At 67.1% G+C, this 14,812-nt stretch carries 16 protein-coding genes; 4 read left to right on the top strand and 12 right to left on the bottom strand.

Features of this window, described 5'->3' with window-relative positions:
* A partial coding sequence (pip, locus tag Q0Z66_RS08285; protein ID WP_298040082.1) for a prolyl aminopeptidase occupies positions 1-774 on the top strand: 774 nt, incomplete at its 5' end.
* Between the two features lie 13 nt (positions 775-787).
* Here pip and Q0Z66_RS08280 read toward each other — a convergent pair.
* Together Q0Z66_RS08280 and Q0Z66_RS08275 are read right to left on the bottom strand one after the other, a co-directional pair.
* On the bottom strand, positions 788-2,536 hold the full coding sequence (locus Q0Z66_RS08280) for an aldehyde dehydrogenase family protein (protein ID WP_298040081.1): 1,749 nt from the start codon (positions 2,534-2,536) through the stop codon (positions 788-790).
* Positions 2,537-2,591: 55 nt separating this feature from the next.
* Positions 2,592-2,855: a glutaredoxin domain-containing protein gene (locus Q0Z66_RS08275; RefSeq protein WP_298040078.1), complete on the bottom strand. Its 264-nt coding sequence runs from the start codon at positions 2,853-2,855 to the stop codon at positions 2,592-2,594.
* An 85-nt stretch (positions 2,856-2,940) separates the two neighbouring features.
* On the opposite strand from Q0Z66_RS08275, the gene Q0Z66_RS08270 reads away from it, so the two are divergent.
* The gene (locus Q0Z66_RS08270; RefSeq protein WP_298040075.1) at positions 2,941-3,342 is read left to right on the top strand and encodes an SIP domain-containing protein; all 402 of its coding nucleotides are present in this window, start codon (positions 2,941-2,943) and stop codon (positions 3,340-3,342) included.
* Between the two features lie 9 nt (positions 3,343-3,351).
* A complete protein-coding gene (locus tag Q0Z66_RS08265) occupies positions 3,352-4,059 on the top strand; it encodes a DUF1684 domain-containing protein (RefSeq protein ID WP_298040073.1) in 708 nt (235 codons plus the stop codon).
* 10 nt (positions 4,060-4,069) lie between these two features.
* On the opposite strand, the gene Q0Z66_RS08260 is transcribed toward Q0Z66_RS08265, so the two are convergent.
* From Q0Z66_RS08260 to Q0Z66_RS08235, 6 genes are all read right to left on the bottom strand, one after another.
* The gene (locus tag Q0Z66_RS08260) at positions 4,070-4,921 is read right to left on the bottom strand and encodes an ATP-binding cassette domain-containing protein (protein WP_298040071.1); all 852 of its coding nucleotides are present in this window, start codon (positions 4,919-4,921) and stop codon (positions 4,070-4,072) included.
* On the bottom strand, positions 4,921-5,691 hold the full coding sequence (locus tag Q0Z66_RS08255) for an ABC transporter ATP-binding protein (protein WP_298040069.1): 771 nt from the start codon (positions 5,689-5,691) through the stop codon (positions 4,921-4,923). The genes Q0Z66_RS08260 and Q0Z66_RS08255 overlap by 1 nt, the downstream gene beginning before the upstream one ends.
* A complete protein-coding gene (locus Q0Z66_RS08250; RefSeq protein WP_298040066.1) occupies positions 5,688-6,542 on the bottom strand; it encodes an ABC transporter permease in 855 nt (284 codons plus the stop codon). Before Q0Z66_RS08250 ends, Q0Z66_RS08255 begins: the two co-directional genes overlap by 4 nt.
* Positions 6,539-7,498 carry an ABC transporter permease gene (locus Q0Z66_RS08245; protein WP_298040065.1) on the bottom strand — a complete coding sequence of 320 codons (960 nt, stop codon included), beginning with the start codon at positions 7,496-7,498 and terminating at the stop codon, positions 6,539-6,541. Before Q0Z66_RS08245 ends, Q0Z66_RS08250 begins: the two co-directional genes overlap by 4 nt.
* 88 nt (positions 7,499-7,586) lie before the next feature.
* On the bottom strand, positions 7,587-9,125 hold the full coding sequence (locus tag Q0Z66_RS08240) for an ABC transporter substrate-binding protein (RefSeq protein ID WP_298040063.1): 1,539 nt from the start codon (positions 9,123-9,125) through the stop codon (positions 7,587-7,589).
* A gap of 97 nt (positions 9,126-9,222) precedes the next feature.
* Positions 9,223-9,678 carry an adenylyltransferase/cytidyltransferase family protein gene (locus Q0Z66_RS08235; RefSeq protein ID WP_298040061.1) on the bottom strand — a complete coding sequence of 152 codons (456 nt, stop codon included), beginning with the start codon at positions 9,676-9,678 and terminating at the stop codon, positions 9,223-9,225.
* 115 nt (positions 9,679-9,793) lie between these two features.
* Here Q0Z66_RS08235 and Q0Z66_RS08230 point away from each other — a divergent pair, with 115 nt between their 5' ends.
* Positions 9,794-11,005 (top strand): glycosyltransferase, encoded by a 1,212-nt coding sequence (locus Q0Z66_RS08230; protein WP_298040060.1) that lies wholly within the window; start codon positions 9,794-9,796, stop codon positions 11,003-11,005.
* 11 nt (positions 11,006-11,016) lie between these two features.
* Here the strand turns inward: Q0Z66_RS08230 and Q0Z66_RS08225 are convergent, their stop codons facing one another.
* Genes Q0Z66_RS08225 through Q0Z66_RS08210 form a run of 4 tightly spaced genes read right to left on the bottom strand, consistent with a single transcriptional unit; the run spans position 11,017 to position 14,704 of the window.
* A complete protein-coding gene (locus tag Q0Z66_RS08225) occupies positions 11,017-11,535 on the bottom strand; it encodes a serine acetyltransferase (RefSeq protein WP_298040057.1) in 519 nt (172 codons plus the stop codon).
* On the bottom strand, positions 11,532-12,434 hold the full coding sequence (locus Q0Z66_RS08220; protein ID WP_298040054.1) for a glycosyltransferase family 2 protein: 903 nt from the start codon (positions 12,432-12,434) through the stop codon (positions 11,532-11,534). Before Q0Z66_RS08220 ends, Q0Z66_RS08225 begins: the two co-directional genes overlap by 4 nt.
* The gene (locus Q0Z66_RS08215; RefSeq protein WP_298040051.1) at positions 12,434-13,342 is read right to left on the bottom strand and encodes a glycosyltransferase; all 909 of its coding nucleotides are present in this window, start codon (positions 13,340-13,342) and stop codon (positions 12,434-12,436) included. Before Q0Z66_RS08215 ends, Q0Z66_RS08220 begins: the two co-directional genes overlap by 1 nt.
* 57 nt (positions 13,343-13,399) lie before the next feature.
* A complete protein-coding gene (locus Q0Z66_RS08210) occupies positions 13,400-14,704 on the bottom strand; it encodes an O-antigen ligase (protein WP_298040049.1) in 1,305 nt (434 codons plus the stop codon).
* Between the last annotated feature and the right edge of the window lie 108 nt (positions 14,705-14,812).

Genomic DNA, 14,812 nt, shown 5'->3' with positions numbered 1-14,812 from the left:
ATCGTGCTGTTCGACCAGCGCGGGTGCGGCCAGAGCATCCCGCATGCCAGCGCACCCGACGCCGATATGCGCTTCAACACCACTGCACATCTGATCGCCGACATCGAACTGCTGCGCAAGAACCTCGGCATCGAGAAGTGGCAGGTCTTCGGCGGGTCGTGGGGGAGCGCCCTCGCGCTCGCCTACGCGCAGGCGCATCCGGATGCCGTCACCGAACTCGTGCTGCGCGGCATCTTCACCCTGCGCCGGCTCGAGCTGGAATGGTTCTACGAGGGCGGCGCCGCGGCTCTGTTCCCCGACCTGTGGCAGGACTACGTCGATCAGATCCCCGTGCTCGAGCGCAGCCGCATGCTCGAGGCGTACCACCGTCGCCTCTTCGACCCCGACCCCGCCGTGCACGTGCCCGCCGCGAAGGCCTGGACCCGCTGGGAAGGATCGACCATCACGGTGCACCCCGACCCTGACAAGGTCGAGCAGATGACCGAGGATGCCACGGCCGTCGCGTTCGCCCGGATCGAGAACCACTACTTCGTCAACGGGGGCTGGTGGGAAGAAGGACAGCTCATCGCCGGCGTCGACGCCATCCGTCACATCCCCGCCGTCATCGTGCAGGGACGCTACGACGTGTGCACGCCCATGATGACCGCGTGGGATCTGCACCAGGCCTGGCCCGAGGCGACGTTCGTCGTCGTCGACGACGCCGGGCACGCGGCATCCGAACCGGGCATCGCCCGCTCCCTCCGCGACGCGACCGACCTCTTCGCCGACGACTGAACCGTCGGTGCGCTCAGGCGCGCAGCGCCTGAAGCAACGTCTTCGCGAGCGTCAGGACTCCGCCCTTCGCGCGGAAGCGCGTGAGCCCCTCGCTGACGACGGCACCCGTGCGCGCCGTGACGAACCACGGCGGCTTCGGGAGGATCGTGAAGCGCCCGCCGCCGTTGAGCAGCGGAAGAGAGCGGGGGAGCGGACGGAACGGCCCCCGGATCACCGAACGCTCGACACCATCGAGCAGCAGAGCATTGTGCACCACTCCGATGCCGCTGCCGACATCTGCCGTGGTGCTGCCCGGATAAGCGCCCCATGTGAGCGTCGGGATGATGAAACCGAACGCCGTCCACGCGTTGATCGCGATCGAGCCGTAGTGCAGCTCGCTGATCGCCCGCTCGAAGCCGCTGCCGAGCTGCTTCTGCGTCACCGGATCGATCAGCAGGTTCGCACCGAGCGTGCCGTGCAGCTTCTCGTTGGCATGCGCGATCGCGGCGTCGAGGAACGACTGGCCCGTGCCGGGAAGCTCGACGACGCCGAGCACCGGCGCGAAGTACTCGGTGTTCTCGATCGCCGACGCGTCGTCATCGGCATCGAGCTCGACCAGCAGTCGGTCGCCGAGAACGAGGGCATCCGGGTAGTCGGCGTTCGCGGAGTCCATGCGCGTCGACGAACCCGGGTACCAGATCGGCCGCTCCGGCGCCTGCGCATAGGCACGGCGCAGAGCTGCGTGGAACTGCTCCCGCTGCGGCCAATCCTGAGACATGACGACCATCTGGCCGGCGATGCAGTTGTGCCCCGAGTTCTGCAGACGCATCGTCGCGATGTGCTCCGCATGGAAGGTGATGTCGGCGTCCGACCAGTCGCCCGGCACGACGATGATGGGCGAGACTCCGCCCAGCTCGGCCGTGATCGGCTTCTTCAGCTTCGGGCGGTCTTCGCGGCGACGGCGCTTGGCCGCGGCATCCGTTCCCCACACGATCGCATCGAACGTCGCCGCCGATCCCGTGATGTGCACATGGACGAGGCTCTTGTGCGCCGTGAGATAGGCACCGACGTCACCGGCGCCGCGCACGATGCGCAGGAAGCCCGGCTCGATCAGCGGCGCGAAGGCGTGCTCGAAGACCGGCACCAGCGAGTCCTGCGTCGGGTTTACCTTCAGCAGCGCCGTGCGGTTATGGGCGAGCAGTTCGTAGAGGACGTCGAGGATCGGGATGGAGGTGACGTTGCCGGCCCCGAGGACGAGGCCCACGCCGCCGAACTCGGTTGGCGTGCGCTGCGCGAGACCGGCGCTCGCGCGCGCTGTGCGCGGAGTCGTGCCCGGCTCGAGCCACACCTCGCCCGTGAACCCCGACAGCAGGAACTTGTCGAGACCTGTCAGCGGGAACGCATGAACGCGGGCCCGGCCGCCCGGCGCGCGGTCGATGCGCACGCCCTCGAGCGGGTTGCGGCCCTCGCCCATCCGCGAGAGCGTCTCGATGTAGGCATCGAGCGCACCCATCACGCTGTAGGGCCCCGAGAGCCACTCCTCGCCGCGCAACGGGTGGCCGCCGTTGAGGCCCTTCGACGCGTTCGCGGTGTGCGCCCACTCCTCGGCCGATGCCGCGACATTCGTGCGCACGGCGCGCAGCACCGTCGCGCGCTGCGCGACCGTGAGCGCCGACCAGGTGCGCCCGCCCTCGGTGAGATCGGCGATCGCGTCGTCGAGACGCTCGCGCACGGCATCGTCGAGTCCGGCGGATGCCGGGGCCGGGGTGGTCGCTGACGTCATTCGGGTCTCCTTCGGAGTGCCGGCGTCCGCGGACGCGGAGCGCGCGGGCGCGGGATCAGATCAGCGAGAGTTCGCGCAGCTTGGTCGCGACGTCGTCGTTCGACGGCTCGACATGGTGCGAAGCATCCGGGTAGACGACCACGGGGATGTTCGTGCGGCCCGAGATCTCCTTCGCGACATCAGCGGCATCGGGGTCGGCGACGAGGTCGATGTACGTGTACGCGATGCCGAGCTCGTCGAGCTGCTTCTTGGTGCGGATGCAGTCGCGGCACCAGTCGGCGCCGAACATCGTGATCGTGTCAGAGGCGGGAGCAGTCATGATTCCAGGATATGGCGGGACGGGGACATCGGCATCCGAAATCAATAGTTGCTGACTTAGGTAAGCCTCACCTATGGTTGTGGGCGTGACCTCCGCATGTGAACATCTCGAAGATCCGGATTGGGCGAACATCGACGGGCCGGTGCTCATCGCCGGCGACTTCCACGATGTTCCCGTGATCAGCGAGATCTGCCGGCAGCTGCACTGGGACACGATGGGCACCGTGATCCTGGAAGCAGCGGCGCGCATCCAAACGCGCCACATCGATGTCCCCGACGGGGTATCGGTGCGCTGGCTCGTGCGGGGAGACGGCATCGAGGCGCGCGCGAGGGGCGAGCGTCTCGGAACCGCCGTTCATGGGTGGTGTGTGGAGTGGACGTGCTCCGAACCCCAGACACCGTGGACCGTATGGCTCGGCCCCCACACACCACCCAGAGTCGCGCAGATGGCGCGCAGCCTGCTCGGCGTGCACGCCCCGCCCGCGTAGCCTGGCGGTATGAACGCCACCCGCTGGGACCAGATCCACGCACCGCACGGCATCGCCTCGCTGCGGCACACGCACTGGCTCGACGGCGACCCGCAGGCCTATGAGGGGGCGCCCGGCCGCTGGCATGCCGGCGACGGCGCGGTCATCGGCACCGGAATCGATGGAATCGGAGACATCGTCCTCGCGCCCTTCGCCGAGACCGTGATCGGCGCGGTGAAGCTGCGGGCCTTCGCCCGCGACGGCGCACTCGCCCTGCGCGTCTACGACCCCGAGAACCCCGCCCGCGTGCAGCTGACGGGAATCGAATCCTATGCACCGGATGCCGCATGGGCACTCACCGGACGATACGAACCGGCCGCGGTAGGAGAGGAACGCCTCATCCGCAGCGTCGACGGGCACGAGAGCACCCATCCGGCCGGAGGGCGCGTCACGCTGATGATCAGGGGCGAGGAGCGCACGCTGATCGTCTCGGATGACGGCGGTGCGCTCAACGCCGTCATCGCCGATGCCTCGGCGAGCGGCGGAACCTATCCGTTCCGGTTCCTGCCGATCGGTGCCCCGGATGCTGCGGGCGCCGTGACCGTCGACTTCAACCGCGCCTACCTGCCGCCGTGTGCCTTCAGCGATCAGTACGTCTGCCCGCTGCCGCCGCCCGAGAACCGCCTGCCCATCGCCGTGACCGCCGGAGAACGCCGGGCCCTGCGCGCCGACTCCTGACCCCCACCGCTCAGCCCGCGACGAAATGATCGGGGGAGACCTCGACGAGCGGTCCGTCCGGCAGGGCCTCGGCCGCAGCCGGGCGCGCGGCCACCTGCGCCAAACGCTCGCGGGCGCGCACCGGATCCGGCAACAGCACCGCATCGAGAAGACGGCGCGTATAGGGATGCCGCGGAGCGGCGAACAGCTCGGCGGTCGGAGCCAGCTCGACGATGCGACCCCGACGCATCACCGCCGTGCGCGTCGCGATCTCCCGCACCACCGACAGGTCATGCGAGATGAACAGGTAGGTGAGGTCGAACTCCCGCTGCAGATCCTTCAGCAGATCCGTCACCTGCGCCTGGATCGACATGTCCAGCGCCGAGACCGGCTCATCGCACACGATGAACGCCGGACGCGGGGCGATCGCCCGAGCGATCGCGATGCGCTGCCGCTGGCCACCGCTGAATGCGCGCGGACGCTTGCGCACAGCATCCTCGTCGATGCCGACCGCGGCCAGAGCCTCACGGGCGGCAGCCTCGGCACTCGCCGCCGAGGCGCCCCGCGCCGTCAACGGCTCCATCACGCTTGCCAACGCCGAACGATGCGGGTTCAACGCCGAGAACGGATCCTGATGGATGATCTGCATCTCGCCCGAACCGGTGTGCTCGACAGCTCCCGCCGTCGGCCGCTCAACGCCGAGGATCAACCGGCCCAGCGTCGACTTACCACTGCCCGATTCGCCCACGACGCCGAGGGTTTCACCGGCGGCGATCTCCAGGGTCACACCATCGACAGCATCCAGGCTTCCGATCTTCCGGCCCCAGGCGTTGCGCACCGGGTACGTCTTGCGCAGATCGCCCACGCGGATGAGCCCGCCCATCAGAGCATCCCCTCATCGATCGCCGCCAGCAGCTGACGCGTGTACGGGTGCTCGGGCGCGGTGAACAGCCGATCGACCGGGGCCGTCTCGACGATGCGGCCGTCGTTCATGACCGCGACCGTGTCGCAGAGCGCGGCAACCACGCCCAGATCGTGCGTGACGATGACGACCGTGAGCTCGCGCTCAGCCTGCAGCTGACGGATCAGGGAGAGGATCTCGGCCTGCACCGTCGCATCCAGCGCCGTCGTCGGCTCATCCAGAAGCAGAAGACGAGGCTCGGCCAGCAGCGCCATGGCGATCATCGCGCGCTGGCGCAAGCCCCCCGACAGCTCATGCGGGTACCGGGCGAAGACCCGTTCCGGGTCGGGAATCCGGGCCGCGGCGAGAGCATCAACCGCCTGGCGCTTCGCCTCCGACCGGGCGACACCGCGGCGGCGGGCGACCTCGACGAGATGAGAACCGATGCGCATGAGCGGATTGAACGACGTCAACGGGTCCTGGAACACCATCGAGATCGGCAGGCGGGAGTGATCGTAGCGGCCCGTGACATCGGCACCGTCGAACGCGATGCGCGACCAGCGACGATCCGCACCCTCGGGAAGGATGTCCATGATCGCCCGCAGCATCATGGTCTTGCCCGAACCCGACTCGCCCACGATGCCGAGGATCCCGCCCGCCGGAACGTCGAGGGACTGTCCGTCGATGACGCGGAAGGGGCCGCCCGTTGTCGGCAGATCGATCGTCAGATCGTCGATGCTCAGGATGCTCATACCGTCGTCTCCTCGCTGACCTTGCGCCGCAGCGCATCGCCGAGGACGTTGAACGACAGCACCGTCAGCATGACAAGAAGACCCGGAACGACCGCCAGCAGAGGGCTGCGCGCCAGGGACCCCTGCGCCGATTCGAGCAGGCTGCCCCACGAGGCCATCGGCGGCTGGATGCCCAGCCCCAGGAAGCTCAGCGCCGATTCGGTCAGCATCGCCGCCGAGATCGTCGCGGTCGCCGCGACGATGATGGTCGGCAGAGCATCCGGCAACACGTGCCGACAGATGACGGTGCGGGCGCGCTCGCCGACGAAACGGGCATAACCGACATAGGTGCGCTCACGCAGCGACAGGGTCTCCGCGCGCACGAGCCGTGCCGTCGGCATCCAGGAGAACAGCCCGATCACCACGATGATCGTCCACAGCCCCGGGCGCAGGAATACGCTCGCGACGATGACGAGCACCATCCACGGGATCGACGACAGGAAATCGACGAAGCGCATCAGCACCTCATCGACCCAGCCGCGGGCATAACCGGCCGTGAGGCCCACGACCACACCGATCGCCGTCGACGCGAGCATCGCCAGAACGCCGACCAGCAGCGAGATGCGCCCGCCGTAGATCACCCGCGACAGGTAGTCGCGCCCGACGTCGTCGGTACCGAGCAGATGGGCAGCGCTCGGACCCTGCCAGCGGATCGCGAGATCCGTCGTATCGGGGTCGAGGGGAAGAAGAGGAGCCAGGATGCTGATCGCGATGACGAGCGTCAGGAACACGGCCGCGGCGATCTCCGACGCGGAGCGCAACGGACGCGTGCGGCGCGGCTTCGGATCGTCGATGATGACGGGGACGGTCATGCTGCTCCTCCCAACCGGATGCGCGGATCGACGAGCACGTACAGGATGTCGGCGATCAGGTTGCCGATGATCACCATCAGCGCCGACAGCAGCAGCACCGCCAGGATCACCGGATAGTCCAGGCTCTTCGTCGCAGTCAGGAAATAGGGGCCGATGCCCGGCCAGGCGAACACCGACTCGGTGATGATCGCCCCCGTGATGAGCATCGGCAGCGCCAGCCCCAGCTGCGTCACGATCGGCAGCAGAACGTTGCGGCTGATGTGCACCCCGAGGATGCGGCGGCCCGGCGAACCGTAGGCGCGCTGCACCAGAACATAGTCCTGCGACAGCTGATTGATCGTCGCCGAACGCACATAGCGGCTGAGCTCGGGGAAGAACGCCACCACGAGCACCGTGAACGGCAGCACGTAGTGGGCGAGGAGATCCAACGGATCGCCCTGCTTGCCCACAGTGTGCATGCCGATGATCGGGAACCAGCGCAACAGGTAGCCGAACACGTAGATCATCAGCAGCGCGAACCAGAAAGACGGCGTCGCGATGCCGATGCCGGCGACCGAATCGATGATGCGATCCGCCCAACGGCCCTTTCGGGAGCCGGCGATCAGCCCCAGGACGATCGCGACGACGAGGGCCGCGAGGTATGCGGGGCCCACCAGCAGCATCGTGTTCGGGATGCGGGCCGCGAGCTCGGAGCTGATCGTCTGCCGGCTCGTCAGCGAATAGCCGAAATCGCCCTGCAGCACGTTCCCGAGCCACAGCAGATACTGCGTGATCACGGGCTGATCCAGACCGAACTTCGCCCGCATCGCGGCGACCGTCTCATCCGACATGTTCGGAGTCGTGATCGAATCGACCACGTCGTAGGGCGCCAGCTGGATCAGCAGGAACACCACGAACGACAGCAGCAGGAGCATCGGGACGACCTGCACGAGCCGTCGGGCGATGAACCTGATCACGGGGTTCTCCTTCTGCCGGGTGGGTTCTCCGGCGGACAGACGGATGCCGTGAGCCGGCTTGTGGCGCAGCTCACGGCATCCGTCGACGTCACTTCTCGGTCAGCAGACCGAAGTTCTCCAGCGTGTAGATCGGGACCAGCCCGGCCTCCTCGACACCGCCGATGCGCGAGTTCACGGCGAGGATCTTGAGGTTGTCGGTGATCGGGTAGATCACGGCATCCTCGGCGATCTGCGCCTGAAGATCATCGTAGATCGCACCACGCGCCTCAGCATCCAGCTCGGCGACACCCGCATCGAACAGCGCATCCGTGGCCGGGTTGGAATAGTGGAAGAAGTTCGACGACGCATCCGTGCGGAACAGCGCGCTGTACGCGTCCGGGTCGGCGCCCATGATGTAGCCGCCCAGGAATGCGTCGTACTTCGAGTCGGCGCCCTTCTCGAACTCGGTATAGATCGACGCGGCCTCGACACCGGCCAGCTCGACCGTGACGCCCGCGGCCTTCAGCTGCTGCTGGATCAGCGTCGCCTGCGTCGTCTGCGCCGGATCCGAACCCGCATAGGCGAGAGTGATCTTCGTACCCTCGGCAGCGGATGCGGCATCCAGATCCTGCTCGTACTTCTCGACGTCCTCCGTCGCGAAAGCGTTGCTCGGAGGCAGGATCGTGTACGCGTTCTCGTAGTACTCGTCCGACAGGTACGCAGCGTCGTTGAGCTCATCGCGGTCGAGCGCGAAGAACAGCGCCTGACGCACCGCGGGGTCGGTCAGCTTCGCCAGGTTCAGGCCCAGGTAGGCGACGCGGCCCTCGGAATACGGGTAGATGTCCAGGCCCGCGCCGGAGAGCTCATCGATCTGATCCGGCGTCGCGAACGAGGCATCCGCCTCGCCCGTCTGCAGCGCCGTCTTCACCGTGTCGGCGTTCGGAACGATCTGCAGCGTGACGTTCGGAATGTTCGGGGCATCGCCGTAGTAGTTCTCGTTCGCCTCGAACGTCAGGTACTGGCCGCGCTCATAGGCCGTCAGCATGTACGGGCCCGAGCCCACAGCGATCGGATCGAGCTCGGAGCCCGAGAAGTCGGAGACGTCGCCGTAGACGTGCTCGGGGATGATGTACGTCTCGGTGGCGATGTTGCTCAGCGCCGCGGCGCTGATCGACGGCAGGGTGAAGACGACCGTGCGCTCATCCGTCGCCTCGGCCGTGATCGGCTCGCCCGCCACCCACAGCAGATCGGCGGCGCCGTTCTCACGCACCGCCTTGTTCGTGTAGGTGAAGACGACGTCGTCAGCGGTCAGCGGCTCGCCATCGGACCACAGCAGGCCCTCCTTCAGCGTCACCGTCACCGACAGGCCGTCATCGGCCGGCTCGATGCTCTCGGCCAACTCGTTGACGATCGTGCCATCGCCCTCGACGCGGGCCAGAGGGGAGTAGACGAGGTTCGTCGTGCTCAAGCCCCAGCGATCCCCGACATTGATCGGGTTCAACGACGTGGGGTCGCCTCCGATCACATAGGTGATCGATCCGGTCGCGGCGCTGTCGCCGCCCGTGGAATCGGTGCCTGCCGAGCACGCGGTGAGCGCAAGGGCGGCAGCGGTGATGAGTGCGGTGACCGCGAAGCTTTTCTTCGTCATGACTTCCTCAGATGTGTATGCGCGAGTATGCGCACATCCAAAGCTAATCGCGCCCGGCATCCAGATATTCCCGGATTGCCGCGAATGACGCCGGATGTCAGCGGGATGCCGCGGCGCGAGCCGGCGCGGCCCCGGCAGTGATGGCATCCAGCGCTCGCCGCAGAGACGTGCTCGAGGTGTGCGCCGTATACGGGAAGTAGACGACCTCCACACCCACCGTCGCGAACTCCCGCTCCAAGCGCTCGCCCTTCTCCGTGGCGCGCCAGTCATCGCCCTTGAAGAAGTGCGTGAAGCCGACCTCGCGCCACGCATCCATCTTCTGCGGCGCCGTTTCGATGAAGACATCGTCGACGAAGGAGATGTGGCGCACGATCTCGGCCCGCTCAGCGGTCGGGACGACCGGTTCGATGCCCTTCACCTGCCGCAGCATCTCATCGCTGACGACACCCGCGATCAGAACATCGCAGTGCTGCTTCGCATGGCGCAGAAGGTTCAGATGCCCGACATGAAAAAGGTCGAAAGCCCCCGCGGCATAGCCGATACGCGTCCCCATGATCTCCCCAGATCAGAATCCCCAGTCGCGGCCCCCACGGCCGCCGCGCGACTCCCACAGCCGCGCGAGGCCCAGTTTAGCGCGGCAGGCGCTCCCGCGACAGTGCACGAGCACGATGCCCGGCGTGGGACGATGGAGGACGTTGTCCTTGTTCTGTCGGAGGGGTGGGCGCGTGAGCACCGCTGTCACGATCATCGTGCCGACGTTCAACGAGCGCGACAACGTCGCCGAGCTCGTCGCCCGCGCATCCGCCGCCGTCTCCGGCCATGAGACGGAGATCCTCTTCGTCGACGACAGCACCGACGACACAGCCTCTGAAGTCGAGCGTGTCGGCGCGACCGCGAACCTGCCCGTTCGCGTCATCCACCGCGACGACAACACCGGGGGCCTCGGCGGCGCCGTCGCCCTCGGCCTGCGAGAAGCCGCCGCAGATATCTGCATCGTCATGGACGGCGACCTCCAGCATCCGCCCGAGCTCATCCCGGCCCTGCTCGACCGCTTCGCGCGCGGCGACGCCGACGTCGTCGCCGCGTCCCGCTACATCGGCGGCGGAGACTCCCGCGGCCTCGGCACCGCCCTGCGCCTCGGCGTCTCCCGCGCCTCGACCTGGCTCACCAAAGCCATGTTCCCGCGCCGCCTCGCGCGCAGCACCGACCCCATGACCGGCTTCTTCCTCGTCGACCGCAGCCGCATCGACCTCGCCGCACTCCGCCCGAGCGGATTCAAGATCCTGCTCGAGATCCTCGCCCGCAGCGACGTGCGCATCGCCGAAGTTCCCATGTCGTTCGGCCAACGTCACAGCGGCACCTCCAAAGCATCCCTGCGCCAGGGCACCACCTTCGTCATCCATCTCGCCCGACTGCGATTCGGCAAGATGTCGCGCTTCGCGATCATCGGCGGCATCGGCGCCATCGCCAACATCGGCATCATGTGGCTGCTCACCCTCGCCGGGATGCCCTACATCTGGGCGGCGATCGTCGGTGCTGAAGCCACCATCGTCGGAAACTTCCTCCTGCAGGAACGCTTCGTCTTCCGCGATATGCGTCCGGAGGCACGCGGCGTCGGCGCCCGCTTCGCCGCATCCTTCGCCTTCAACAACGTCGAAGCGGCTCTGCGGATCCCGATCATGGCGCTCATGGTCGAGACCTGGCACATCTCCAGCGTCCTCGCCACCGCGCTCTCGCTCATCGTCGCGTTCTTCGCGCGCTTCCTCTTCCACTCGCTGTTCGTCTACGCGCCCCGACGCAGCCGCGAACGCACCGATACCGCCGCGAACCGCATCATCGAAGCCATCGACGCCGAAGCCATGCGGCCCGGGGAACTGTAGGGGAGCGGCGCTCAGCCGGGCAGGCGGACCTCGCTCGTGGGAGACGCGACCGTCGCCCCCGCCGGAACGTCACGGAAGACCACGGCGTTCGGCCCGATCCGCGCACCCCGCCCGATCGTCACCGCGCCGATGATCACGGCGCCCACACCGATCTCGACGTCATCCTCGATCGTTGGGCAATCCGTCGATGCGATGCGATTGCCCAGAGTGACGCCCTGACGGAGCATGACGTTCGCGCCGATGCGCGTCGCCGGATTCACGACCACACCGAAACCGTGCCGTAGCCGAAGCCCCGGGCCGACCTCAGTGCTTGCAGGAAGCTCGAACCCCATGAGCGTCTCGGTGACCAGTTTGTAGCCGCCCCCGACGATGGCGAACACGGCACGCGCGAGAGGGCCACGCCGGCCGCGCCAATACGCCGCGAGCCGGAACCACCGCAGCACGAAACGGCTCTTGGGGTAGTTCGCATTCGACCGACGATCCGCTGCACGCGCGGCGCGCAACAGCTCGCGGGGGCTCTGGCCCGTCATACGTGACTCACCTCGGTGTCAGAAAGGCGGCTGTGCAACCAGGATCGCCGTTCCCCGAGCTTGCGGTGCAGAGCACGACGGGCCCTCGGAGCATGCGAAGCGGCTGCCGACCGGAAGCGCTCGGAGAACACATCGAGTTCTGCCCGCTTGTCAGCGTCAGTCGCACCATCTGCGATCGACAACGAGGTGATCCTCCGCGCCGGCGCACCGAGCAGCGTCTCGGCCAGCGCGGAATACGACTGGGAGAGCTCCGCGCTTTCCCACGACGAACGGCGCCAGCTCATCGACGCCGTCACCTGGCCGGGATGGATCCGGTACGCGAGCCCGGGCAGAGGCAACCGCCGAAGACGCGTGCCGCGTACCGCCATACGCAGCCAGAGATCGTAATCCTCGGTCGGAACGGAGCGGTAACCGCCCGCATCGACCATCGCACTGCGCCGGGCGAACAGCGTCGAGTGAGCGACGGGGTTGGTGAGCAGAAGATGCAGTGGGAAGTCCTCCGGCTCGATACCCGTCGGTCGGGGGAGAGAGGGAACTCCCGCGCCCCACGTCACGACCGTCGTGAAAACAGCATCGGCACCCGCACCGACCGCCTGCCGCTGACGCCGGAATCGACCGGGAAGCACCAGATCATCGGCATCCATACGGGCCACGAACTCGCTGTCGGTCACCGAGAGCAGCTCATTCAGTGCCGCAGCCACACCGCGATTCGGCCGCGACAACACCCGCACCCGCGAGTCATCGATCCGCCCGATCTCCTCCGCTGTCGCGTCGGTGCTGCCGTCATCGAGGACCACGACCTCTGCATCGCGGGGGAGCGCGCGCAACGACGAACGGATCGCCGGAATGATCGTCGCCGCGGCGTTGTACGCCGGAACGATCACCGAGAGGCGAGGCATCACATGCCCCGGCCGCGCCGGTTCAACGCCGAGACGACCCGCTCACCGGAGACAAGGCCCAAGCCCACCATCATCGCGAGATAAGCCCGAGGCTGACGGGCGTCATGACCGATCGCCCGACGAGCCCACGAGCGGGCCGATGAGCGATCGCCCAGAGCACCATGCGCAAACGCGATCTGCCCCTCGATGCGCGCCTGCCCGACACCGCTGCGGGTGAACTCCGGATGCTTCTGCAGCAGATAGCTGAGACCATCGACGATGCCCTGCCACTTCTCACTGAAGAACGAGGTCCGGTCCCAGTGGATGATCGTGAGCGCTTCTGGCACCGCCACGATGCGCCCCACCTTCGCCGCACGCAGCAGCACGTCGTAATCCTCGCCGTAAGAGGCCGGAAGCTCCTCATCGACCAGGCCGAGCGGCCCGCGCAGCTCCGCAGCCCGCACCACGAACGACGAGGGATGCAACTCGGTGATGCGCGAGCGCAACAGATCATCGAGGTCGACGGAAGCAGGCGACAGGCGCTCGTGCTTCCCTCCGGTCGAATGGATCTCGATCCCGGTCGCCGCCAGCACCACCTCGGGGTCGTCGAAGAGCCCGAGCTGGGCTGCCAGCTTCCCCGGCTTCCACTCGTCATCGTCATCGCAGAAGGCGATCAACGGCGCCGAAGCCTGCATGATTCCGGTGTTTCGCGCACCGGCGAGGCCGGGCGTACGCGCATTGTTCACCGCCCGAAGAGTGTGTGGGCCCCGCTCGAGGTCGAATAACTCGTCGATCGGCGTGCCGTCGTAGACGAGCACCACTTCGATCGGCGGAACGTTCTCCTGCGCGAAGACGGAAGCGACTGCTCGACGCAGAAGCTGCGGACGATCTCGTGTCGCCATGACAACACTGACAGATGGATGCACCATGGACTCCCCAAAGTCTCGGTCGATGCCACGCCTCCCCATCGGCGTGATTCCCCCACTTTAGCCCGGAGCCGAGCCCGCGGGCAACGGGGTGCGGTCCGGACTCCGGTTCAGCTCCCGGATCACCAGCGCGGCAGCGGGCAGCGTGAGTATCAGGCCATCGGGGAGTACACCGTAGAAGAACACCTCGACGAGGATCACGAGCTGCACCGCGTTCAGCACGAGCATCGCAGTGCTTCGCCCCCGCCACGTTGCGAAGAACAACCATGCCAAGGCGCCGAGGAAGCACAGCAGTGCAGGGAAACCGTGCGAGAACATCACCATCCAGACGTGCCCCTGCGTGCCCGCAGAGGGCGCGCCCTCGGTGAAAGAGGGCCGCGGTGCGCCGTACCCGAAGAGCGGCGATTGCAGAGTGCGCGTGAACGTCTCCTCATAGAGGTTCGCGCGGTCCTCCGTCGACGAGCTCGTCTCGACACGGCCCTGCAGCTTGCTGCCGACATCCAGAAGCACGGCTGCGATGCCGGCGATGACACCGATGATGCCGAGCGTCAGCACCTCGCGCACTTTCCCGGCCAGGACGAACCGGAAGAAGAGGTACGCGGCTGCCACGAACAAGCCGATGAACATTCCCCGGTTCAACGTGAGGAACGCGGGAATGAGGGAGAGCGGGATCGCTGCCATCAGCGCCCAAAACCGGCGCCCGCGTCGGATCAGCGTCATGTATGCGACCACGAGAGGCAGCGTTATCGAATAGACGTTCCCCCACCCGTTCGTATAGAGGAACGGCGCCGAGGGGCGCGGATCCAACGCCAGCCAGCTATCGGGGTTGTACTGCGTCAATCGACGCACGACCATCTCCCCGACCAGCTCATTCGCCTGCAACCCCTGCGGCAGGACATAGGCGAGCGGAGTCCGGAAGGAGAACTCCGGGGCGAAGATGCCGGCGAACCCACCGATCACCGCCCACAACCAGAAGAGCGAGAACACGCCGAGCACATATCGCAGCGTCAATGACTCACGAGCGTTGTACACGTAGACGAACACGACGGTGACGGTCGCGTAAAGAAGTGCCCGATAGACGAAACCGATCAAACGGCCGCTCGTATCAACCCCCACGATCGACGCGCACATCAGCACGAAGAACAGCAGCCACAGGGCGAACCCACGGGGGATCTCGATCCCCCCGCGCCGCACCATCAGCACGACCATGCAGCCGGCGAGCGGAATCCACGCCATCTGCCCGAGCCCGAGAGCCCACCACAGGGGGAACAGCGCGAGCATCGCCGTGAACGGCCACCGCGGCAACACCGTGCGCAGCACCGGCACGCGGAGCGCCCGGCTCCCCCAAGATCTCAGGCTGCTCAACCGTCCACCGCTTTCCCCAGTTCCCGCACCTTAGAATAAGCCCATGGGCCGGCTCATCCGCTGGGTCCGCTGGGGAACGGACTCGCCGCGAGCGAGGTCAAGGGGAAT

Source organism: uncultured Microbacterium sp. (genome assembly GCF_947632095.1).
Taxonomy (GTDB): Bacteria; Actinomycetota; Actinomycetes; order Actinomycetales; family Microbacteriaceae; genus Microbacterium.
The sequence above is the reverse complement of the archived record's forward strand: the minus strand, read 5'-3'. Positions and strand labels throughout refer to the sequence as shown.